At 43.0% G+C, this 21,678-nt stretch carries 22 protein-coding genes; all 22 read left to right on the top strand.

Features of this window, described 5'->3' with window-relative positions; translation table 11 throughout:
• Nucleotides 1-649, top strand: a 649-nt coding sequence (locus tag PHP90_RS04970) for a TonB-dependent receptor (RefSeq protein ID WP_299926190.1), incomplete at its 5' end; no start/stop codon positions are given.
• A gap of 62 nt (nucleotides 650-711) precedes the next feature.
• Complete coding sequence (locus PHP90_RS04965; protein WP_299926186.1) at nucleotides 712-1,704, top strand: ABC transporter substrate-binding protein; 993 nt, start codon at nucleotides 712-714, stop codon at nucleotides 1,702-1,704.
• The gene (locus PHP90_RS04960) at nucleotides 1,701-2,696 is read left to right on the top strand and encodes an LLM class flavin-dependent oxidoreductase (RefSeq protein ID WP_299926182.1); all 996 of its coding nucleotides are present in this window, start codon (nucleotides 1,701-1,703) and stop codon (nucleotides 2,694-2,696) included. The genes PHP90_RS04965 and PHP90_RS04960 overlap by 4 nt, the downstream gene beginning before the upstream one ends.
• Entirely contained in the window at nucleotides 2,693-3,307 is a 615-nt protein-coding gene (locus tag PHP90_RS04955) for a globin (protein WP_299926179.1), read from the top strand. The genes PHP90_RS04960 and PHP90_RS04955 overlap by 4 nt, the downstream gene beginning before the upstream one ends.
• A complete protein-coding gene (locus PHP90_RS04950) occupies nucleotides 3,304-5,454 on the top strand; it encodes a TonB-dependent receptor (RefSeq protein ID WP_299926177.1) in 2,151 nt (716 codons plus the stop codon). Before PHP90_RS04955 ends, PHP90_RS04950 begins: the two co-directional genes overlap by 4 nt.
• Nucleotides 5,454-6,485 (top strand): ABC transporter substrate-binding protein, encoded by a 1,032-nt coding sequence (locus PHP90_RS04945; RefSeq protein ID WP_299926174.1) that lies wholly within the window; start codon nucleotides 5,454-5,456, stop codon nucleotides 6,483-6,485. The genes PHP90_RS04950 and PHP90_RS04945 overlap by 1 nt, the downstream gene beginning before the upstream one ends.
• A 108-nt stretch (nucleotides 6,486-6,593) precedes the next feature.
• Nucleotides 6,594-8,675 (top strand): TonB-dependent receptor plug domain-containing protein, encoded by a 2,082-nt coding sequence (locus tag PHP90_RS04940; protein ID WP_299926171.1) that lies wholly within the window; start codon nucleotides 6,594-6,596, stop codon nucleotides 8,673-8,675.
• Between the two features lie 2 nt (nucleotides 8,676-8,677).
• A complete protein-coding gene (locus PHP90_RS04935) occupies nucleotides 8,678-9,751 on the top strand; it encodes an ABC transporter substrate-binding protein (RefSeq protein WP_299926168.1) in 1,074 nt (357 codons plus the stop codon).
• On the top strand, nucleotides 9,748-10,365 hold the full coding sequence (locus PHP90_RS04930; protein WP_299926166.1) for a class I SAM-dependent methyltransferase: 618 nt from the start codon (nucleotides 9,748-9,750) through the stop codon (nucleotides 10,363-10,365). Before PHP90_RS04935 ends, PHP90_RS04930 begins: the two co-directional genes overlap by 4 nt.
• Nucleotides 10,366-10,377: 12 nt before the next feature.
• Entirely contained in the window at nucleotides 10,378-11,385 is a 1,008-nt protein-coding gene (locus PHP90_RS04925; RefSeq protein ID WP_299926162.1) for an LLM class flavin-dependent oxidoreductase, read from the top strand.
• 14 nt (nucleotides 11,386-11,399) lie between these two features.
• Entirely contained in the window at nucleotides 11,400-13,478 is a 2,079-nt protein-coding gene (locus PHP90_RS04920) for a TonB-dependent receptor (RefSeq protein WP_299926159.1), read from the top strand.
• 83 nt (nucleotides 13,479-13,561) lie between these two features.
• The gene (locus PHP90_RS04915) at nucleotides 13,562-14,356 is read left to right on the top strand and encodes a class I SAM-dependent methyltransferase (RefSeq protein WP_299926156.1); all 795 of its coding nucleotides are present in this window, start codon (nucleotides 13,562-13,564) and stop codon (nucleotides 14,354-14,356) included.
• Nucleotides 14,353-15,201 (top strand): ModD protein, encoded by an 849-nt coding sequence (modD, locus tag PHP90_RS04910; protein ID WP_299926153.1) that lies wholly within the window; start codon nucleotides 14,353-14,355, stop codon nucleotides 15,199-15,201. Before PHP90_RS04915 ends, modD begins: the two co-directional genes overlap by 4 nt.
• 51 nt (nucleotides 15,202-15,252) lie before the next feature.
• Nucleotides 15,253-15,555, top strand: a complete 303-nt coding sequence (locus PHP90_RS04905) for a nucleotidyltransferase domain-containing protein (RefSeq protein ID WP_299926150.1) — start codon at nucleotides 15,253-15,255, stop codon at nucleotides 15,553-15,555.
• Nucleotides 15,548-15,970 (top strand): HepT-like ribonuclease domain-containing protein, encoded by a 423-nt coding sequence (locus PHP90_RS04900; RefSeq protein WP_299926146.1) that lies wholly within the window; start codon nucleotides 15,548-15,550, stop codon nucleotides 15,968-15,970. The genes PHP90_RS04905 and PHP90_RS04900 overlap by 8 nt, the downstream gene beginning before the upstream one ends.
• A gap of 121 nt (nucleotides 15,971-16,091) precedes the next feature.
• Nucleotides 16,092-16,619, top strand: a complete 528-nt coding sequence (locus PHP90_RS04895; RefSeq protein WP_299926143.1) for a hypothetical protein — start codon at nucleotides 16,092-16,094, stop codon at nucleotides 16,617-16,619.
• Complete coding sequence (locus tag PHP90_RS04890; RefSeq protein ID WP_299926140.1) at nucleotides 16,616-17,017, top strand: hypothetical protein; 402 nt, start codon at nucleotides 16,616-16,618, stop codon at nucleotides 17,015-17,017. The genes PHP90_RS04895 and PHP90_RS04890 overlap by 4 nt, the downstream gene beginning before the upstream one ends.
• Nucleotides 17,007-17,681, top strand: a complete 675-nt coding sequence (gene modB, locus PHP90_RS04885; RefSeq protein WP_299926137.1) for a molybdate ABC transporter permease subunit — start codon at nucleotides 17,007-17,009, stop codon at nucleotides 17,679-17,681. The genes PHP90_RS04890 and modB overlap by 11 nt, the downstream gene beginning before the upstream one ends.
• Nucleotides 17,678-18,553, top strand: a complete 876-nt coding sequence (locus PHP90_RS04880; RefSeq protein WP_299926134.1) for an ATP-binding cassette domain-containing protein — start codon at nucleotides 17,678-17,680, stop codon at nucleotides 18,551-18,553. Before modB ends, PHP90_RS04880 begins: the two co-directional genes overlap by 4 nt.
• 8 nt (nucleotides 18,554-18,561) lie before the next feature.
• Nucleotides 18,562-19,035 carry a peptidylprolyl isomerase gene (locus PHP90_RS04875; protein ID WP_299926131.1) on the top strand — a complete coding sequence of 158 codons (474 nt, stop codon included), beginning with the start codon at nucleotides 18,562-18,564 and terminating at the stop codon, nucleotides 19,033-19,035.
• Between the two features lie 76 nt (nucleotides 19,036-19,111).
• On the top strand, nucleotides 19,112-19,702 hold the full coding sequence (locus PHP90_RS04870) for a LemA family protein (protein WP_299926128.1): 591 nt from the start codon (nucleotides 19,112-19,114) through the stop codon (nucleotides 19,700-19,702).
• A 9-nt stretch (nucleotides 19,703-19,711) separates the two neighbouring features.
• Complete coding sequence (locus PHP90_RS04865; RefSeq protein ID WP_299926125.1) at nucleotides 19,712-21,646, top strand: M48 family metallopeptidase; 1,935 nt, start codon at nucleotides 19,712-19,714, stop codon at nucleotides 21,644-21,646.
• The last annotated feature ends 32 nt before the right edge of the window (nucleotides 21,647-21,678 follow it).

Here is a 21,678-nt window from a genome sequence, read left to right as displayed (position 1 = left end):
TGTTTTAAAACCGGAAATGGCAGATAACTTTGAGCTTTCCGCGACCTATAACAACAATGGCTTTCATTTCAAACCGGTTTTATTTTACTCTCTCTATACCGATAAGGAACTCAATATTTATGATACCATTGCCGCACAAAACTATAATATAAGTACTGGAAAAGCTCATGCTCTTGGTGCAGAAGCTGAAGTGTCATATACTGCTTTACCAGAGCTTTCACTATTTTGTTCACCCTCTTACACCATATCAAAGTTTGATAGTGATACTGTAGTTTCATCAACACAAACACTTGCCACCAATGGCAAACAGCTCCCTGATATCCCAAAATTATTAGTGAAACTGGGTGCAACCTACCAAAATCATAATTTTTCATTAACACCGGTTGTTCGCTATTCTGATTCACGATACGGTGATGCCATCAATACACAAAAAGTGGATTCATATACAGTTGCAGATTTACATGCAAGTTACACATTCGATAATGCTCTTTCGTTTAAAGAGATATCACTTAATGCAAGTTTGCTCAATATATTTAATGAAAAATATATCGGAATCATTAGCACCAATGACCTCTCATTAAACGGCGCTACTTCTTATATGGCGGGGGCTCCGTTTGCAGCTGTCTTTTCTGTCGGTGCGAGATTTTAATGTATTCTCTATCTCTACTATCGGCGATACTCAAAGTAGCGCTATTACTTAGTGTATTTTATGTGAGTGCTATCGCCGGTAATACAAAAATTATTTATGATACGGACAATAATCCGGTATCCGTCCCGAATAAAACACAAAATATTGTCACAATAGGGGCTGTTCCTGTCTTAAGTAGCTTTATTTTTGCACTTGGGAAGGGGGATGCTATCACAAATGCTCTCCCTAGTAAATTTAAAAACTCCCTTATTACATCTAAACTCTATGATGCACTGGCCCCCAATGCTTCCAAAACGTCTACCTATCTTCTGGATAGTATGGATTCGGGAGTAAATGTTGAGTTGTTATTAAAAGACAATCCGCAAATTATTTTTACAATGGATTCTATGGTAGCAAAAATATTGCGAGGAAAGGGGCTAAATGTGGCCTCATTACAATGGAGAGAAGAAAAAGACATTAAAAAAATTATGCTTTTCTTAGGTGAAGTTATGGGAGTTAAAAGCAAAGCCGTTGAGTACAACCGCTATGTTGATCAAAAACTCTCCTATGTTCACTCAATCATTAATAAAATCCCATCGAAAGAGAAGAAAAAAGTCCTCTACTTCGACTATAAAACAATGACAACACCTCATTTAATCGTAGATTGGTGGGTTATGAAAGCTGGCGGAATCAGCTTAAGTGATTCTACTCGAAAAATAGAAAAATTCACTTTTTCTGCCGAACAGATTATTGTAATGAATCCTGACATCATCGTTCTAAGCAATCCAAATGATGTTGATAGTTTATACAAAAATACTAAATTTTCAACGCTTAATGCAGTTAAAAATCGGCAGGTCTTTGTTTCTCCACACGGTATGCATCTTTGGGCATATCGCACATCCGAACAGCCGCTTATGGTGTTATGGGCAGCCAAAACATTTTATCCGGAATATTTTAACAAGTTAGATATCAGGGAAGAAACCAAGGCCTTTTATGAACATTTTGTAAAGTACAAACTTAGCGATCAAGATCTTACTGACATTCTACAACCGACACCATCAGGAGCTATAAAATGAAATTTGGACTATCCGGTTGCGGCGGTGGAGTTGAACTCGATCGACAATCCAAAATAATAGAGCTGGCCTCATATGCTGAAAAGCTTGGATTTGAATCATTATGGTTGAATGAAGAGCACTTTCAAAATGGAAAAAACAGTGATGGACGACTTTGTCTGTCACCTATCGTTGCCGCATCTGCCATTGCAGCTACGACAACAAAAATTAGGATTGGATTTTCGCTTCTTATTTTACCTCTGTATCACCCGATTCGTTTAGCCGAGGAGTTAGCGACATTAGATTTAATCTCAAACGGGAGAGTTGATTTCGGAATATCCAGAGGTGGAAATCGTCGCTATTCCAATATCTTCGGAACGACTGAACGCTACACTAAAGATGAGTTTACCGAACATCTCAATCTTGTACTTAATGCATTTGGTAATGAGGAGCTTTGTGTGGGAGATGAAAATATTTTTATCCAACCAAAACCGATACAAAAGCCACATCCACCGGTATATGTCGGAAGTTATACAAAAGAGATCCTCGAATGGTCGGCCCAAAACAATCACAATGTCATTATGCACGGTATTACTTCTATGCTCAATGTAATGGAAGCACTCAATACCTACACAAATGCGGGAGGTGATGTGAAAAACGTACCGATAGGTCGTTTTGTATATGTAAGCCAAAGTGATAAAAGTGCAAAAAAAGAACTTTGGCCAACCATTTTAAAATTAACCGAAAGACTCAAAAATGTCGGGTTAACAAAAGGCGGAAGAATAAAAGAGGAAGAGCTTGAACCTGAAAATTTTTACAATAAAATGGTCATTGCAGGAGGCCCCGAAACCTGTAGAGAACGCATAAGTGAACTCAAAGAACTTACAGGAGGGATGAACTATCTCAATGCCCTTTCCGGATTTTTCGGATACTTGCCGGAAGAAAATTTAAGGAATTCTCTTGAGTTATTTTCATCTGAAATCATTTCTAAATTTCAATTAAAGGAAAAAAAATGAATGAAAAAAATATCACTACCAGTTGCCACAATGGCCGTATCACCTCTTTTACCCAAATGGGGCAAATGGAGCAGCAACCGAATAAACCACGTTTTGGCGGTGAAAATATCCGTACTGTTGATGCGATGATCGATTTTATCTATCCTCCGGTCCCTTTTCCATCGAATAAAATCTTTAAAGCGCTCGGTGAAGTGAAAATCCGTGACATGGTTTTGCATCATCATACCCTGTTGCTTAAAACCAAGGTTGGAAATCTTTTTCCTAGAAATGAAGAAGCTCTTAAGATGGCAATCGATAAAAGTGCCGATTTTTTTGTCGAAGCACTAGGTGGAGATCAAATTTTTACCGAACAGCATGGAGAACCACATCTGCGTATGCGCCATTTTAAAATCCCTATCAACGAGAACGATCGGGAAATCTGGCTGGCAATGTACAAAAAAACACTTAAAGACATAGCATTCCCGCAAGAGCATCTCCAAGAGTTTTGGAACTGGATTGAACCGCTTTCTATCCGTATGATCAATCGAAGAACCAATATGGATGCAATTAAACGTCACCCGTGGAGTGATGTCGAAAAAGAACTCCTAAAAGCAGGAGATTCGAAACAATGAATAAAAGAATTGCCCTGTCCGTTGCAGCATCGATTGTCATTTGTAATATCCAACTTTATGCTGAAACTGTGCAAAAAGAGTTGAGCGCGGTTAATGTCGATACACAGGAAATAGAAGATTCTACCATCGGTTCAAAAAATGTCGCCTCCGCCAAAGAGATAAAAATTTTTAGCAGTGCCGAACTGATTAGTCCCTATAAAGCTATCTCACTTGAGCCCGGTGTTGACATACGGACCAATGACCCGTTCGGTATAAACATAACCCATAAAATTCGGGGAAAATCAGACCGTAATATCGGTGAAACATTAGAAGGATTACCACTTAAGGGGATCGGTCCGGGAGGCGGACTCGCTACTATGGTCGATATCGAAAATATTAGCAGTATCAGTGTAGAAAAAGGGGCTATAAAAGCTGATAGCGGCTTTGGATACGGCAGTGATAACGGTATGGTTGATATGAAAATGAAAAAACCTGCTGATACCTTTGAAACTACTCTAAAACAATCGATAGGCAGTGATAATTTTTCAAAATCCTATATTCGAATCGATAGCGGTGAGCTTTACGGTAAGGCTAAAGTCTTCGTCTCCGGCTCTTTAACAGAAGCGGACAAATGGAAAGGAGAAGGTAAATCACCGGATCGAAAAAACTTTGAGATGGGAATAGCAAGTACATCAAGTCAACCTGTAGAGTGGGAGCTCTACGGTATGTATAATGATCAAAAAAGTCATAATTTTAAAGGTTTGACCTATGCACAAAGCAAAGATCTAAACACTTATAGAGATTTAGATTACCAGACAACCAATCCGGCTTCTTCGGATTATTATGATTACAATAAACAAGATTTTCAAACCTACACCTTCTTCGGAAAGCTAAAAATCCCGTTAACATCGGAATCATCCATCGCGTTTAGACCCTATTTTTTAAATGATAAAGGGCATAGCTACTCTACCAACGGAACGAAAGTCCTAGATTGGCTAGTTGAGCATAATACCTATGGCGGTGTCGTCGAGTATGAAACCAAACTGAGTGATGCAACTCTAAAAGCAGGCTATTGGTATCAAGAAGATGAACCTCCCGGACCTCCGACAAGTCAAAAACTAAGAACACCCGGCACTTTGGCATTCAGTAGTTGGAGCAGACTGGTAGGAGTTGAAAAAAACCATATCTTTAACGCCCCTTTTTTAACGTATGAACAGACATTCGGAAATACCGTCGTAGAAGCAGGTGTTAAATATTTATGGCTATCTTCGCCGTCTCTTGTAACTTATAAAACAACCGGTATCGGGGATGTCAGCTATGAGGAGGCTCTCTCTCAAGCCAGTACTGTTTCCTATGCTTTACCAGCACAATATTATGAAGTCTTCTTGCCCAACATAGGGTTCACCCACTTTTTGGATACTTCTTCGAATATAAAAGCCAGCTATGGTCGCAACTGGAATACACTCAGTTACAGTGGGTTCAGCACAAGCCTTAGTGATGATATAGCTAAAAAGATGTGGGCAGCGTTGAAACCGGAAGTATCTGATAATTTTGATCTTGGATATAGCTATGAGGGGGAGAAATTTTCGATTAGCTCTACACTCTTTTACTCCTTGGTTAAAAATGTAGGGGGGAGTTTTTATGATCCGGTTTTAAATCAAACCTACGCCCAGAATACGGCAGAAGCCGAATCCTACGGCCTGGAAATCGGCACAAGCTACAAACTTCTCCCAAACTTGCTTCTGAGTGCTGCGGCCACCTACAATAAATATGCCTTTACAACCGATATCCAATCAGCTTCAAATGCTTATATAGCATGCAAAGGGCATCAACATCCTGATGTGCCGAAATTTTTTGGAAACATCTCGGCCGAATATGATTTTATGGGATACAAAATAGCTCCGATACTTCGATATGTAGGAAAACGATATGTCGATACATTAGGTCAATACAGCGTTGATCCTTATTATGTTGTAGACCTCTCTATAAATAAAGAAATTGCTTTAGATGGCGGTCATTCATTAGATTTATCTTTGTCTGCGACTAACCTTTTGGATAAAAAATACATCTCTACCTTTTCAGCATCGGAAATCAATATCGTTCCTGAAACCACCTATACTGTTGGCTCTCCACGAGCTGTTTTTGCATCGGTACAGTATAAGTTTTAATGATGCGTATTTTACTGACTAAATCATTGCTTATTTTCTCTATCATCAGTACAGGGTTACTTGCGACGGAAAAATCTAACAAATGCGAAAAAAGCATTAAAGACTATAGCGGTAAAGATGTTTGTATACCTAAAAAAATGGACAGAATAGTTATCACCTGTTACGGCGGAGCTTCTCAGGAAATAGCCCTTTTTATGGGTGCGAATACAATCGTTGCAGAGCCTAGTATAGACAGATTCCAGCAATTTATTAACGTCTACCCAAGTCTCAAAGATATAAAAAGTGTCGGGACATTTAATGACGTCAATTTAGAGTCTTTATTAAAACTAAATCCGGATATTGTTTTTGTCGGTGTCACTTCAATTCCTACAAACGATCGGATCAAAGCGATGAATATACCGGTATTTACTCTTGGAATTGGCAAACACAGCATATCATCTCTTTTAGAGGAGTTTTTGCATGTCGGGACCATTCTTCACAAAGAACACAAAGCCAAAGAGTTGATTAAATACTGGCAGACGAATATGAACCTCATCGAAGCCAGAGTCTCAAAAATTAAACCCGCTGATCGTAAAAGAGTATTTTATACTTCCGGTTCCGGCGGACTTAGCAGTGAAAATAAACAATGGTGGGGTGATGAATTCATTCGTGCAAGCGGTGGAATAAATGTCGCTTCAGAGCTACCGATAAAAGGGACCGTTTCAGCTGAAGTATTGTCGATCTGGAACCCAGATATCATTGTCATATCAACCAACAAAAGTTCGAGTTCTCCAACGAATGAACTCATCAATAACCCCTCTTTTAAAAATCTGAAAGCGCATAAAAACAAAGCGATCTATCGCGCTCCGATCGGAACATTTTGGTGGGACAGACCTTCGCCTGAATCTATCCTAGGATTCATATGGTTGAGTAAAATATTGTACCCTGAAGAAATGGATGATATTGATTTAAAAATCGAGACAAAAAAGTTCTATAAAAAGTTTTACGATTATTCACTTTCTGATGAGGAGTATGATCACTTTTTTAATTAATTCAACGTAATACGGTATAGATAAAGAACATTTGTTGCATACATTAACAAAATCGTTATATCAATAATGATACAGTTAATATTTATGCATTTTAACTTAAGGAAAAACATGAAGATGACTAAAAACTCAATTACAAAAACGGTTGCCATCAGCTTTGTAGCTGCATTGGTTCTCTCTCCGCTATCGGCTCTTGCTGCTGCCGATGCGACTAGCAGTTCACTCGATCCGGTCAACGTCACCGCATCGACGATACTCGAGCATGACTATCTTGATCCAAAAAGCCCTACAAATCCCTATCGGGTTGAAAGTACTGCTGAAGCGGGTACAGAAATTTATACAGAAAAAGATATTCAAAATTTAGCTCCTAGAGACGTTCTCGATCTCATTGATAGATCAGTTGGATTTGATGTCACCTACCAAGGACGTAAAAATCCATATTTTGTAAATGACAGAGGTGGTGGAAGCTTTACTTATATCATAGACGGTGCGATTCTGCCAAAAATTACCGATCGTATCTTGTTAAAAATTCCGATCACTGCAATCGAACAAATTCAAATCGTACGTGGCTCTACCTCCTTACCTCTGGGTCCCTCGATTAATATAGCTGGTTCAAATAGTGGAGCGGGTCTAAACACAGGATTCATTATCATTCGAACCAAACAGCCTAAAAAAACAATGTTGACGTTAAATGCAGGTGCCGAAAAAGCGGTAGGCGGTCAGCCAACAGCTACAAAATCCAGTTTTTACACCGGTTTGGTTTTAGGTGACAGCAGTATCAACGGATATATCGGAGGAATGAAATCAGGTATGCGACGTCCAAGTCTGGATACATGGTTCGACGGTCAACAAGCCAATAGTACGATGATCAATGCCGGACTTAACATAGGACGTTTTAGTATTAAATTGATGGGCTATAACGATACAGGTCGTTTTGAAATGCAAAGGGGTGTTAAAACGAACGGAACGCTAGATATATCAGAATGGTATTATGATCCGACAACTACTCATCTATTTTCTGCAGATGCCTCAATGGTGTGGAATGAGCATCATACAACGCTAATAAATTATTTCACTACAAAATATTCACAATCTGAATATGATAGTAAATTTGCGACGGCTACGACAACTGCCGTCCTAGATACAACTGCTAGCAATTATTATGAAGAGACTTCAGGTCATAGTATACGCCATAACATTCAGTATGGAGACACCAAAATAATGCTCGGAATGCAATCGGCTTCCGATATCGTTTTAGGAAGCAACGGACAAAGCAGCAATAGTTCTTCGGATACAAAAGTCACAGGGTATGGAGTTTCAGTCGAACAAGGGTTGTTTGATAATGCATTAACAATTGATGCAGGTTATCGACAGGATACGAAACATCTTTATAAAACGTCATTAACCTATTTACCCGATTATGATATGCCGCCTTCAACAGTATTTGCTATGGGTACCAAATGGGATATTACACCCAAATACAGTTTAAATGCACGTTATTACAAAGGTTCTCAGGGAACACAAGGGGATTTCGATGTTAAAGCCGATCCTTCCATTTACGGTACGGCTTCTTTGGATCCGGAATCTCAAACACGTATCGAAGCTACATTCGAAGCCAAACTGCTAAAAGAGTTTAGGCCTGCTTTGACTTGGTTTAACGTCAAAATCAATAATACTAAATCTCAGACATCCAATACCTATTTACTTGATGGAAATACCTATTATTACTATACCCAGGCCGATTCAAAACGTGATGGATTGGAATTACTTGTAAAAGGTAAATTTGATTTTGGCACCAATTATAAAATAGGCTTGACACATATGCTGCACAACAGTTCCACATCGTATGACGGTACTACAACTGACAGCGTCGGCATCTCGACTCCAGAAGATCTTTATATTGTTTCTATCGGTCAAGAGTGGGAAAACTACCGTGCAAATATTTCAGCAAATCATAAAACAGGATGGAGTTCATCGACTGCGTCACCAGGTACAACAACTGGACTCGATCTTGGCAATTACACCCGCATTGATGCAAACATAATCTATAAAGCACCATTTAACAATCCTAACGCAACGATAAAGCTTTATGGACGAAATTTGACAAATGATCAATATGCTACTCGATATACGACAGGCTATTACTACGATCGCGGACGTACATTCGGTGCTGAACTCACGATGGAATTTTGAACATGAGAGAGATGAAAACATTATTATTGGCAGCTCTTTTGAGCGTTTCCCTCGGATTTGAAGCCTCTGCGCGTGAAGTTACCGATATGTTGGGGCGCAAAGTCGACGTCCCTGAAAACCCTAAAAAAGTTTATGCTCCCTCACCGTACGGTTCGTATGCCCTCTATGCGATGGATCCGACACTGCTGACAGGATGGATTTTCAATATCGATGAAGAGAATCTCCCTTATCTGCATCCCAGCATGAAAACGCTTCCCACCATCGGGAGAGTTTTCGGAGCCGGACAAAGTGCCAATCTCGAAATCCTTCTGGCGGCTAAACCGGATTTGATCTTGATGTGGCAGCATACCAATGAGTTCAACCAAAAAGAGGCTGAAAAGCTGAAAATCCTCAATGCCCCTTTTGTGTATGCCGTCGATGAGAGTATCGAGGACTATACCAATATCTTTAAATTCTTAGGTAAAGCACTCAACAAAGAAGAACGGGGAAACAAACTCGCCGCCTATACCGAAAAAACATTTACTGATGTTCGGAATGTAGTCGCAAAAGTGCCCGTCGAAAAACGTCCGAAAGTCTATTATGCCGAAGGTCTGGACGGTCTTAGCACCGAGTGTGACGACTCAATCCACGTTCAACTTCTCAAACTCGCCGGAGATGTGGATGTTCACCGATGCCATACCTCCAACCACAAAGGATTTGAAAAGATGTCTATGGAGACCGTTTTAGCGTATAACCCTGATGTCATGATCGTCCAAGAGAAAATGTTTTATGACAAGATTAACACCCTCCCGATTTGGGGCAATATCAATGCGATCAAAAATCACCGTGTTTATCTGATTCCCAAAGCTCCCTTCAACTGGTTTGACCGTCCGCCGTCGTTTATGCGGATTATGGGTCTGAAATGGCTGATGAATGCCCTCTATCCGAAAGAGACCAAAATCGATATCAAAAAAGAGACCAAAGAGTTCTATCGTCTGTTTATGAATGTCAATCTCACCGATGCACAGCTCCAAGAAGTGCTTCATCCGACGATCGAATACAAGAAAAAAATTGACGGAGCAACACCAAAATCATGAAAAATTCAACCAATCCGCAAAGTTTTGATCAAATCGTCCGCAATGTATTTGCTCCGATCTATCCCGTGATCGCTGAACAAATCGTAGATAAAACTGCTATTACCTCCGGTCGATGTCTCGACGTAGGATGCGGTACGGGTGCTCTTGGGATCGCTCTAGCCAATATCACCGATTTGCATATCAGCTTTTTCGACCAGTCTGAGGAGATGCTCAATCTGGCATCCGGATATGCTGCTGCACATAATCTGCAAGATCGCAGTGCTTTTATTAGGGGAGACATTCACGCTATCCCGTTGATTGACGAAGATGTCCATCTTGTTATCAGTCGAGGATCATCGCCGTTTTGGGAAGATTGGCACAAAGCCTACAGTGAAATCATTCGTGTTCTAAAACCCGGAGGAATGGCATACGTCGGCGGCGGTTTCGGCAATGCCAAGCTGCGTGATAGCATCGTCCAAACGATGAGTGAAAAGAATCCCGACTGGCGAAACTCGTTCAAAGATCGAATCAAACCGGAACGTGATGCACTCCCGGGTATTCTAGCTTCACTCAGACCGGCTCATTTTAATATTATAGACGATGAAAGCGGCTTTTGGGCTGTTATAACCAAATAAGGAGCGGTAGTTATGAAGATAGGTCTTTTTTGTCTTACCGAACATTTTCAAGGAAGCGTCCAAGAAAGTATCATGGAACAGCTTCGTCTGGTCGAACTGGCGGATCAACTCGGCTTTGACGAAGCCTGGTTTGGAGAACACCATTTTAACGGCTTTAGCGTCATCCCCGATCCCGCAGCTATGATCGGGTATGCGGCTGCACGTACCGGATGCATTCGCCTCGGTACGGCAGGATTCCTCGCCCCATTTTATCATCCGGTGCGTCTGGCAGAGAGTATCGCCGTTCTCGATAACCTCTCAGGCGGACGGATCAATGCCGGATTTGCCAAAGGAGGATTCGCTCCGGACACGAAACATTTCACCCGTGATCCCGATAATCTCCGCAATGCGATGTTTGAGACAACTGAAGCAGTCGATGAGCTTTTGCACACCAATAATTCCACGTACAGCGGTGCATTTGCCTCTTTTGAGAATGTCAACCTCCAACCTAAACCCTTCCAAAAGCGTATCCCCTTTTTCGTCGCTACCTTTGCCAATCCCGATACGATCCGTTTTGCCGCCCGACACGGTTATGGATTGCTTATGTCACAGGGGGCAAGTATCGCAGAGTGTGTCGAAGCGCAAAATCTCTATCGTTCCATCGCGAAAATTGACCCTGAGATTGTCCTCATGCGGGTCTTTTGCGTCGCTGAATCTTATGATGAAGCATACTCAATAGCCAGACCGGCAGTCGATCATTTCGTCAAATCGATGCGCGCGGTCTCTGCCCAAATCCCGCAGCCTATATACGATCAAGAAAAATACGATGCGATTTTATTAGAGCGTGAAGCCTTTTTCGACGGACAAAAGTTTTTTGACAGCGCTATCCTCGGAACGCCAGATGAGTGTATCGCAACCATTAAAACCATCCAAAGCAAGCTTAATAACATCCATCTCGTCCTAAAACCTTCATCTTCCGATGCAAATCAAAATCGCCTTATGCTGAGTGTTTTCAACGCTGACATCAGACCCCATATTTAACTCAAGGAAAAAAAATGAAGAAACAACTACTCATACTATCACTTGCAGCCGTATCGGCCCTCTATAGCGCTGAGAGCGTTTTTGAACTGGGGAAAGTTGATGTAACCGATACATCGGATTCATCCGATGCGACCATTACGGTGATCGATGCACAACAAATCCAAGATTATGAACGAAAAACGATTGTCGAAGCCATCAACCTTTTGCCGGGTGCTACGATCCAAAACTTCGGTGCCCGTAATGAGCAGATGATTATGATCCGCGGATTCGACGTTAAACATGCACCGCTCTTTATCGACGGTATTCCTATCGCTGTGCCGTATGACGGTTACGTCGATTTTTCCCGCTTCACAACGTTTGACCTCTCTGAAATCGAAGTATCCAAAGGTCTCACATCTCCGCTTCTCGGAGCCAACACTTTTGCCGGTGCGATCAATCTCGTTACCAAAAAACCGAGCAAATCCTTCGAAGGAGATATGGGAGCAGGATTTTTCAGCGGAAACGGACGAACCGAATACATCAATTTAGGAAGCAATCAAGGGAGCTATTACGTTCAGGCATCAGCTTCTAAAACGCAGCGTGATACTTATCCCCTTTCCGATGATTTTACCGTTAAAAGAGCCATTAACGAAGATGGCGGTGATCGCAATAACGCCTATGCCTCGGATGCAAAACTCAATCTAAAAGCGGGCTATACTCCAAACTCCACCGATGAATACGCCATCAACTATATCCGCCAAAATTCCGACAAAGGTGTCCCGCCGGATGAAGCGATAAATTTATCAGGCCGCGGTTTTTGGCAATGGCGCTATTGGGACAAACAAAGCCTCTACTTTCTTTCCAAAACGGATTTTGGAAACTGGTATCTTAAAAGCCGCGTCTTTTACGACAAATTCCAAAACTCTCTTGCCATCTACACCAATAACGGCCTCTATGACACCTACGCATACGGCGGTGTCGGCAACCCGAGCTGGTATGACGAATACACCAAAGGAGCCTCCGTCGAAACCGGTGTGAAACTCTCCTCCGCCAATACCCTTAAAATGGCACTCCACTATAAAATAGACGACCATCAAGAAGGGGGACAAAATCAAACAGCCGTCTATGAGATGAAAGATGCCATCAGCTCATTAGGGATAGAAGATACCCACATCTTTTCGGATGCTCTCAAACTCACGTTCGGAGCGAGCTACGATAAAGAAAAAATCGATACCGCCCAAAATACCCAATACGGAAAACCCAACACCAACTATTATAACGATGCTGCAGGTACCAGCCAGAATACGACAACCGGATACACAACGGATAAAGAGTTTGCCCACGGCGATACATCCTCATTTAACCCTATGATCAAACTCAGCGGCACCATAGACAGCACCCTCTCATACTATGGCGGGATATCCGGAAAAAGCCGTATTCCATCGATCAAAGACCGCTATTCGTTTAAATTTAATACGTATGTCCCGAACCCTGAGTTAAATGCCGAAAAAACACTCAATTACGAAATCGGCGGAACAAAATCATTCGGTACGGCATCGATCACGGGAGCCGTATTTTATGCCGATATATCCGATTACATCCAAAGCGCATACATCCCTTTATGGTACAAAAGCGGTTCGACCTACACACAGCAGCAGCAACTCCAAAACGTAGGAAAAGTGACCCAAAAAGGGTTCGAAATCTCCGGTGTCTATGCACCCTTGGAATCGCTCTCATTTGAGGGAAGCTATACCTATCTGAATATGACGAATGAAGTCGATGAGAGTCAGAAAATTGTCGATGTTCCAAAAAACAAATTCATTGTGACAGCAGCCTATACCCCTATTGAGAATTTAACATGGTTCAATACCTACGAATATGACTCAGAACGTTACGCTGCTATCGGTACGACCGGAACAGCACCGAATACAAAAAATACCTATGGCACGACCGGCTGCGTCTCAGTATGGAATACAAAAGCATCATTGCGTGCAAACAAAAATTTCACCTTTGATTTAGGCATCAACAATGTACTGGATCGCAATTACTATTACAGCTATGGGTATCCTGAAGCCGGACGCGTCGTTTTCGGCAATATCCGATACACATTTTAAACATCAAAAGAGCATTTTTTCAACACTGCGGGAGATGCATCTCCCGCAGATTTCAGTATAATGGTAATATCTTAGGAGATACAATGTTTCTACAACCGATCGATTTTGCGGCAATGTACCGTGAGCACAAAGCCACCACCGACTTCAAAGGCAAAACCAGCAGTGACTGGGACGAAAAATCTGCCGATATGGCGGCTTCCGTCATCAATAGCCCGTATGTCAACGACTTTATTTCCCGCATGAACATTAGCGGAGACGAAGTCGTTCTCGATATCGGTTGCGGACCTGGAACCCTCGCCATCCCTTTGGCCAAAAAAGTCAAAGAAGTCATTGCGATCGACTTCTCCGCCCAAATGCTCGAAGAGCTGAAAGCCTACGCCGCGCGCGAAGGGGTGACTAATATTAAAACATATCATATCGGTTGGGAGGATGACTGGAGCCACTTGCCGCAGATTGATATCGTCGTTGCTTCCCGATCGATGGAGGTCTCGGACGTCGATGTTGCATTAGCAAAAATGTCTGCTCATGCACGTAAAGCTTGTTACCTTACCTACAAAGTCGGCGGAAGTTTCGTCGATATGAACATCCTCGACACCATCGGCAAAAAGGTCAAAACAAAACCTGACTACTGGTATATCCCTATCCTCCTCTATTCACAAGGCTACCTCCCCCGCGTCGACTACATCGAAACAGGACGGGGAAGTGTCCGAAGCAGCACTGAAGATGAGTTTGTCGAGTCACTGATCTGGAGCGTACACGAGCTAACCGAAGAACAACAGAGCAAAGCACGCCAATATTACCGTGAAGTGATTGTCGGACAAAACCGCCCGCCGCGGGCCGTCAACTGGGCATTTATCGGATGGGAGACAAACGCATGATTATCCTCAATGACCATGAGCTCGAAGCTTTTTTAAGCGAAGACGTCCCGTATGGCGATCTTACGACCGCATCGCTTGGCATTTCGGACCAGCGTGCCCGTATCACCTTCGCCACCCGCGAACGCCCTCTCGTCGTCTCCTGCATGGAAGAGGCGGTACGTCTGTGCGGACTGTACGGTTTGGAGATCGACGGATTTGTGAAATCCGGTACCCTCATCCCCCCTAAAAGCGTCTTTCTCGAAGCCCGTGGCGAAGCGGGAAATATCCACCGTATCTGGAAATCTGTCCAGAACCTCATCGACTATGCCAGCGGTATCGCCACCTACACCCGCGAAGCGGTCTTATTGGCTCGTTCGATCAATCCCGATATCGTCGTCGCGACAACCCGTAAAACGACCCCGTTTACGAAAAAAATCGCCATCAAAGCGGTCGAGTCCGGCGGAGGTGTCGCTCACCGGCTGGGACTCTCCGAAAGTATCCTCATCTTCGATTACCACCGCGTCTTTTTTCCGGCGGATGAAGCCTTTACCGAAGCACTGAATAAAACCAAAAAAGCGAATCCTGAGAAAAAAATCGTCATGGAAGCCGAAGACATCGCCCAAGCGCTTAAATTCGCCCGCCTCGGAGCCGATATTCTCCAACTGGAAAAATTCCCACTCACCAAACTCTCCGATGCCGTACAGATATTGCGAACCGATTATCCGAACATTACCCTGATCGCTACGGGGGGAATCAGTGCCAAAAATATCGCCGAATATGCCGCAACCGGTGTCGATATGATCGTCACCTCATCTCCTTATAACGCTCAGCCAGCTGATATCAAAGTGAGAATTGAGCCTCTATAAAATGAGATATAATGATAAATATTTTAAAAACGTCTCTTTAAAAGGAATTCTATGAAACGAGAAGCCGTATTAAACTATCTCCGCTCTAAAAAAGATGAATTTCGTATCCGGTATGGGATTACAACTTTAGGGATTTACGGAAGCGTCGCTCGCGATGAAGCAACCGAAAAGAGCGATATTGATATTTTTTATGAGCGAGACAGCAGCATAGAACTCGAAAGCGGATTGGAATTTATGCGGATTTCTGATGTGATAGCGCAAAATTTGCATGTACCGAAAGTTGACTTCGTCAGTCTCAAATACATGAATCCGATCATCAAACATTACGCACAAAAAGATTTTATCTATGTATAAAGAAGAAAATCTAATCTACATTATGACCATGCTCGAATGTATCGAGAAAGTGTGGATATACTCCGGTAAATACAAAACACCCGATGAATTCATTTGGGCGGATGAACAGCAACCGCTCAACGGTGTCATTAGTTTGTTTATTGCGATTGGGGAAGAATCGAAAAAAATCGATCCGAATCTCAAAAAAGATATATCAACCCAGATCGATTGGGTCAGCGTTGCAGGGATACGAGATAAAATTTCTCACGATTATCGAGGAACAGACGGAGATGTTTTATGGAGTGTGATACATAAAGATTTAATACGCCTCAAAAATGCTTTAGTAGAGATGCTAAATTTGATACACCCCTCAAAAGAGCTTTTGGATACCTTTTTAGGCTCTCCGTATTATCGTCATTTGGAATATTTGCGGTGAACAATAAATTTGTTTCCCGTCATTCCCGACTTGATCGGGAATCCAGCTTTGCTTTATGGGGGTGGATCCCCGGGTCAAGCCCGAGGATGACGAAGAAAAATGTATGAAAATAAAGGATTGAATGATGACCGTAACTCAATGGATTAAAAATCGATATACTTATACAGAGTTCGATGGAAGAAAAATTAAAAATATTCTCCATTTTTCACTCATATGGAATATCTTTGAACGCGCATGTTGTCAATGCAATGCTCAAATCAACCAATCACATAGTATTGCTGAGAACTTACAACATGAGTCTATACCATCATTAGATAAAACATGGATATATTTTAAAAATCGCTATGTCGAGAACGCTTCTTTAACAACGACTTTTAATTCATTTATATTTAAACAAAACAATGGGAAAGAAACGGTCGAGAGAATTTTACTTTCCGCATCACCGTCAAAAAAAGAAAAAATTGAAGCTTTGTTACGGATCATTTTTAGATTACGGAACAATCTGATGCATGGAGAAAAAGAACCACAAATTTTTTACGAACAAGATAAAAATTTCAAACATGCCAACACTTTTTTAATGGACATTTGTAATGTGCGCCGTGATGAAACTTGTCCAGACACTTCTACGAATAGAAGAAATACACAATGAACATCCTAAAAGCCGTCATTACCTCTGTCACTACATCTGAGCATCTCTCCTGTTTGGGGGTTAGTGTGGGAGCAGATACCTTTTATCTCCTGCTCGCCGAAGCTTCGGATGAAAAAAAATTGCTCAATACCCCTGTCACATTAGCTTTCAAAGAGACCGAAGTCATCCTCTCCGAAGTGTTTTCCGCCGCCACTGCAAATATGCAGCGTGCACGTGTTCAGACTATCGAGCGCGGAATTATCCTCTCACAAATCACCCTCACCTATCATGAGACGACGATCATGGCACTCGTGCCGACATTGACGTTTAACACCCTCTCGATACGTGAAGGCGACGAAGTGTGCTGGATGGTTCAGCCGAGCGAAATATCCTTATTGAGAGAGACCCATGGAATCTGAATTCATCAGCACGATGGTGCTGACCTTTAAACTCGCATCGATTACAACCCTAATACTGCTTGTCATTGCGATTCCCCTTGCCTCATTTTTGGTTTTTAGCCGTATGCGGTTTAAAAGCATCGTAGAAACGATCGTTTCTATGCCGCTGGTCTTGCCTCCGTCCGTTTTAGGGTTTTATCTTCTTCTTGCCTTTACCCCCTCATCATTTATCGGAAAGTTTTTGACCGAACACGGTATACGCCTCGCATTTAGTTTTGAGGGGCTTGTCGTAGGTTCAGTCCTCTTCAGTTTGCCGTTTATGGTGCATCCGATCCAATCGGCACTGGCACAAGTTCCCGTATCCATATTTGAAGCCGCTTATACCCTCGGGAAATCAAAACTGGAAACGATGATACGGGTTATCCTCCCCTCTATCCGTCACGGCCTTATTTCAGGGATCGTACTGGCATTTGCCCACACGGTCGGAGAGTTTGGGGTGATCCTCATGATCGGCGGAAATATCCCGGGTGAGACCCGAGTCGCTTCTATCGCTATCTATGACGAAGTCGAATCGCTCAACTACGCACTGGCACATCAATACGCCCTTACCCTCTTTGCGGTTACTTTTGCAATTTTGCTTCTCGTCTACACATTGAATAAAAAATCATTGGGCGGTATTCGATGATAGTAATTAATATTACAAAGCGTCTCGATACCGCCGAAGGCTCAATCAATGCCCATTTCGAGCTGAATATCAACTACGGTGAATTTCTCACCCTCTTCGGCCCTTCAGGTGCCGGGAAAACGACTTTGATGCGCCTCATTGCCGGACTCGAAAAGCCCAACAGCGGAGTGATCGAGGTAGAGGGCGAAGTGTGGTTTGACAGTACCCAAAAAATCAACCTCCCTCCCCAAAAACGGAGCATCGGATTTGTATTCCAAGACTATGCCCTTTTCCCTACGATGAGCGTACGGGAGAATCTCCTCTTTGCCGCGGACAACAGTGAACAAAAGGGGAACATTGATGAACTGATCGAACTCGTCGAACTCACCGCTCTCTCGGATCGTCTCCCCTCTACACTCTCCGGCGGACAGAAACAGCGGGTTGCCCTCGCTCGCGCTTTGGTGCGTCGTCCTAAAATTCTCCTCCTCGATGAGCCCCTCTCAGCGCTTGATCCGCTTATGCGCCAAAAGCTCCAAGATGAACTCACCCTGATCCATCAGCGTCTCGGCGTCACGACCCTTCTGGTCAGTCACGACATCGCCGAAACCGTCAAACTCTCCGACCGTCTCGCATCCGTCGAATCGGGTCAGATAAAATCGATCTGTCCCCCTATGGAGTTTTTCAGTCCGCAAGCGCTCAGCGGCAAACTTCAGCTTATCGGTGAGGTTCTCAAAATCGAAGAAGATTCTCCTGCCGTAATCGTGACATTGCTCGTTGGATCTTCCGTCGTTCGTACCGTTCTTAGCTCTGCCGAGGCTTCAGAACTCCGTGTGGGCGGACACGCTATAATCTCGACCAAAGCATTTAACCCTATCCTCATACCTCTACCCTAAGGAATTTCATGACCATCACCAAAAACTGCATCGTAACCCTCGATTACCATATCAATGACACAGAGGGAAACCTTCTCCACGAAGAAGAAGAGTCACTCGTTTATCTCCACGGTGATTACGGTCACATTTTTCCAACTGTCGAAAAAGCGTTAGAGGGCAAAAGCATCGGTGAGCCGTTCTCAGTGACCCTTACAGCCGATAAAGCATTCGGAGAATACGATCCTTCACTCGTAATCACCGAAGCCCTCAGCGAACTGCCGGTAGAGGTGAGTGTCGGAATGGAGCTGGATGGATATTTTGACGAAGATTCCGACGATGTCACCATCTATACCGTTACCGAAATCAATGGAAAAGAGGCTACTCTCGACGGTAATCACCCTCTCGCAGGAATGGATCTCGTTTTTGAAGGTACGGTTTTGGATATTCATGAAGCGACTCCCGAAGAGATCAAAGAGGTGTTGGAGTTTCATCACCATCACTGATATCATCATTTAAACTATCAAAATAAAATATTTTTTTGTATACTATAATTAACAAAAAAACAGGGAGATAGTTTATATGGGGAAGTACATTGCCGGTATCGTTATTTTCGGAACGATTTTTTATATTATTTCGATTTTTAACCGTCTCGTTGTTACGAAAAACCGATACATCAATGCCTTTTCCCAAATCGATGTACAGCTCAAACGCCGCTACGATTTGATCCCCTCTTTGGTCGAAGTGGCAAAACGGTACATGGAACACGAACAAACTACTCTAGAGCGGGTAATCGCTGCACGCAACGGCGCATCAAAACAGTTGCGCGAAGCGCATAACAATCCCTCCGACCCTGCCATCATTCGCCAAATGTCTGAAGCCGAGAATACGCTTCGAGGCGCCATTTCACACTTTAGTATGGTGATGGAAAATTATCCGCAGATCAAAGCCGATACAACGATGCAAAACCTCCAGGAAGAACTCTCTACCACTGAAAACAAAATCGCCTTTGCACGGCAGTTTTACAATGATTCGGTCATGGAATACAATATCTATCGTCAATCCTTTCCGCAAACCCTGTTTGCAACCCTGTTCGGGCATACCCGTGATGCGGCCATGATCGAGTTTGAGGATGCGAAAGAGATTCAAAACCCTCCGAAAATGGCATTTTAACGGTTCGGCATGAATTTTTTTGATGCACAACAGCAAGCAAAAGCATCCACTCTCCGTCTGATTATTGTATTTGTACTTGGTGTCGGCGGTTTTGCAGCCTCTATCTCGATGTTGATACTTAGTATTGATCACTATCTATTAACCGGAAAATTTATTCCAAAACACTTTGAAGAAGCTCTATTTATACGATCATTTATTTCAGTCATTTTTATCGTTGCTATGGCTTCATTTTTTCAATACTTTTTACTCAAAGATGGCGGAAAAGTCGTTGCCCTCTCGCTCGGAGGTAAACTCATCACCCGTTTATCCCAGGATAAATCGCAGCAAGTCCTTCTCAACGTCGTCGAAGAGATGGCTATAGCATCAGGAATCTCCCCACCGAGTGTTTATCTGCTGTCCGATGGAGGGATCAACGCTTTTGCCGCCGGCTTTACCTACAACGATGCGGTGATCGGTGTTACACAGGGGACACTGGATCAACTCAATCGTGAAGAGCTCCAAGGGGTAATAGCCCATGAGTTCAGCCATATTTTTAACGGCGATATGCGCCTCAATCTCCATCTTAGCGGACTGGTATACGGAATCGTTTTTATCGGTGCCATCGGCCGGTTTATCATCGAAGCGCTCCATGACTCCCATATGGACAGGTACGTATCACGCAGTTCCGATAATAAAAAAGGGGAAAATCCTATCGTTGCCCTCTATCTCTTAGCGTTAGGGTTGATGATATTGGGATGGATCGGTACTTTTTTCGGCGAATGGATCAAATCAATGATTTCGCGCCAAAGAGAGTATCTCGCTGACGCTTCAGCCGTTCAATACACCCGATATCCTCAAGGGATTGCCAACGCCCTCATAAAAATAGGAGCTGCTTCAGAAGGTTCTTCCATCCGATCCTCGGCCGGAGGAACGTACGCCCATCTCTTTTTTGCCGACGGCATTACCAATTTTTGGGATCATTTTTTCTCTACACATCCCAGACTTGAAGATCGGATACGTCGAATAGACCCTTCTTGGAACGGAAAATTTATTCCGAGAGAGGAAAAGTCGCCAAAACCCCCAAAATCTTCCGACAACACCGTGCAATCACAGTTCAGCCCATCAACCGACCTCGCTTCGGTGTTGAGCAGTCCTATGGTTATCGAAACTCTCTCGCGTATCGCTCAGCAACCCGGCAATCAAAATCTCAAATACGCACGAACCCGTCTGGAGGCCCTGCCGGATTCTTTACATATTATGAGTGCCAATGCACTAAGTGCCCAATGGATTATATTGACATTGCTTCTGAGTGCAGAAAACATTACCCTCCTAAAACAAGAAAAATATCTTAAAAACAGTTCACCGATGCTGTATAAAAATATCGAAACTACCTACACAAAGATGCACGACCTGCCCCGCAGTGCCCATCTTGACCTCATTAATCTCTCAATCCCGTCACTTAAAATGATGTCCGAACAACAGTACACCGCTTTTCGCCAAATCGTTATCGACTTGATCGAAATGGATCAGGTCGTTTCGATATGGGAATGGTCACTGCACGCAATCGTGTTAACGCCATTGGATCGTGAGTTTGGATTTTCCAAACCTCCTAGAGAGCGTTACAAAAAGATCGAGCAGATTCAAGAGCCGCTTAGCGTCGTTTTTTCACTGCTGATTCAAACTCAGTTTGGCAATGAAAAACGTATAAATGAATCGATAGAAGCTCTAAAAACGGCTCTGGTTCTTCCAACTCTGACTTATCACAGGGATGTTTCAATTGATTCATTAAACAAGGCATTCAATGAGATTCAATGCTCTTCATACGCGATTCGGACGTTGGTTCTTGAACAAGCGATTCACTTACTGGGCAGTGACGGCACCCATTTTGATGACGATATCGAAATGATTCATGCACTGGGTTCATTGTTGCTTATTCCGATCTCTTCAATCGAGATACCTGAATAAAGACAAATGGTATTGGAAAAGATAAGTAAATA

Source organism: Sulfuricurvum sp. (assembly GCF_028712165.1).
Lineage (GTDB): Bacteria > Campylobacterota > Campylobacteria > Campylobacterales > Sulfurimonadaceae > Sulfuricurvum.
Note: the sequence above shows the minus strand (reverse complement) of the source record. Positions and strands in the feature narration are given on the sequence as shown.

Coding starts and splice junctions, on each gene's coding strand:
- modD (WP_299926153.1), top strand. CDS start 14,353: ATGATTATCCTCAATGACCATGAGCTCGAAGCTTTTTTAAGCGAAGAC.
- PHP90_RS04895 (WP_299926143.1), top strand. CDS start 16,092: ATGATGACCGTAACTCAATGGATTAAAAATCGATATACTTATACAGAG.
- PHP90_RS04920 (WP_299926159.1), top strand. CDS start 11,400: ATGAAGAAACAACTACTCATACTATCACTTGCAGCCGTATCGGCCCTC.
- PHP90_RS04865 (WP_299926125.1), top strand. CDS start 19,712: ATGAATTTTTTTGATGCACAACAGCAAGCAAAAGCATCCACTCTCCGT.
- PHP90_RS04905 (WP_299926150.1), top strand. CDS start 15,253: ATGAAACGAGAAGCCGTATTAAACTATCTCCGCTCTAAAAAAGATGAA.
- modB (WP_299926137.1), top strand. CDS start 17,007: ATGGAATCTGAATTCATCAGCACGATGGTGCTGACCTTTAAACTCGCA.
- PHP90_RS04935 (WP_299926168.1), top strand. CDS start 8,678: ATGAGAGAGATGAAAACATTATTATTGGCAGCTCTTTTGAGCGTTTCC.
- PHP90_RS04955 (WP_299926179.1), top strand. CDS start 2,693: ATGAATGAAAAAAATATCACTACCAGTTGCCACAATGGCCGTATCACC.
- PHP90_RS04925 (WP_299926162.1), top strand. CDS start 10,378: ATGAAGATAGGTCTTTTTTGTCTTACCGAACATTTTCAAGGAAGCGTC.
- PHP90_RS04960 (WP_299926182.1), top strand. CDS start 1,701: ATGAAATTTGGACTATCCGGTTGCGGCGGTGGAGTTGAACTCGATCGA.
- PHP90_RS04880 (WP_299926134.1), top strand. CDS start 17,678: ATGATAGTAATTAATATTACAAAGCGTCTCGATACCGCCGAAGGCTCA.
- PHP90_RS04950 (WP_299926177.1), top strand. CDS start 3,304: ATGAATAAAAGAATTGCCCTGTCCGTTGCAGCATCGATTGTCATTTGT.
- PHP90_RS04900 (WP_299926146.1), top strand. CDS start 15,548: ATGTATAAAGAAGAAAATCTAATCTACATTATGACCATGCTCGAATGT.
- PHP90_RS04870 (WP_299926128.1), top strand. CDS start 19,112: ATGGGGAAGTACATTGCCGGTATCGTTATTTTCGGAACGATTTTTTAT.
- PHP90_RS04930 (WP_299926166.1), top strand. CDS start 9,748: ATGAAAAATTCAACCAATCCGCAAAGTTTTGATCAAATCGTCCGCAAT.
- PHP90_RS04915 (WP_299926156.1), top strand. CDS start 13,562: ATGTTTCTACAACCGATCGATTTTGCGGCAATGTACCGTGAGCACAAA.
- PHP90_RS04890 (WP_299926140.1), top strand. CDS start 16,616: ATGAACATCCTAAAAGCCGTCATTACCTCTGTCACTACATCTGAGCAT.
- PHP90_RS04945 (WP_299926174.1), top strand. CDS start 5,454: ATGATGCGTATTTTACTGACTAAATCATTGCTTATTTTCTCTATCATC.
- PHP90_RS04875 (WP_299926131.1), top strand. CDS start 18,562: ATGACCATCACCAAAAACTGCATCGTAACCCTCGATTACCATATCAAT.
- PHP90_RS04940 (WP_299926171.1), top strand. CDS start 6,594: ATGAAGATGACTAAAAACTCAATTACAAAAACGGTTGCCATCAGCTTT.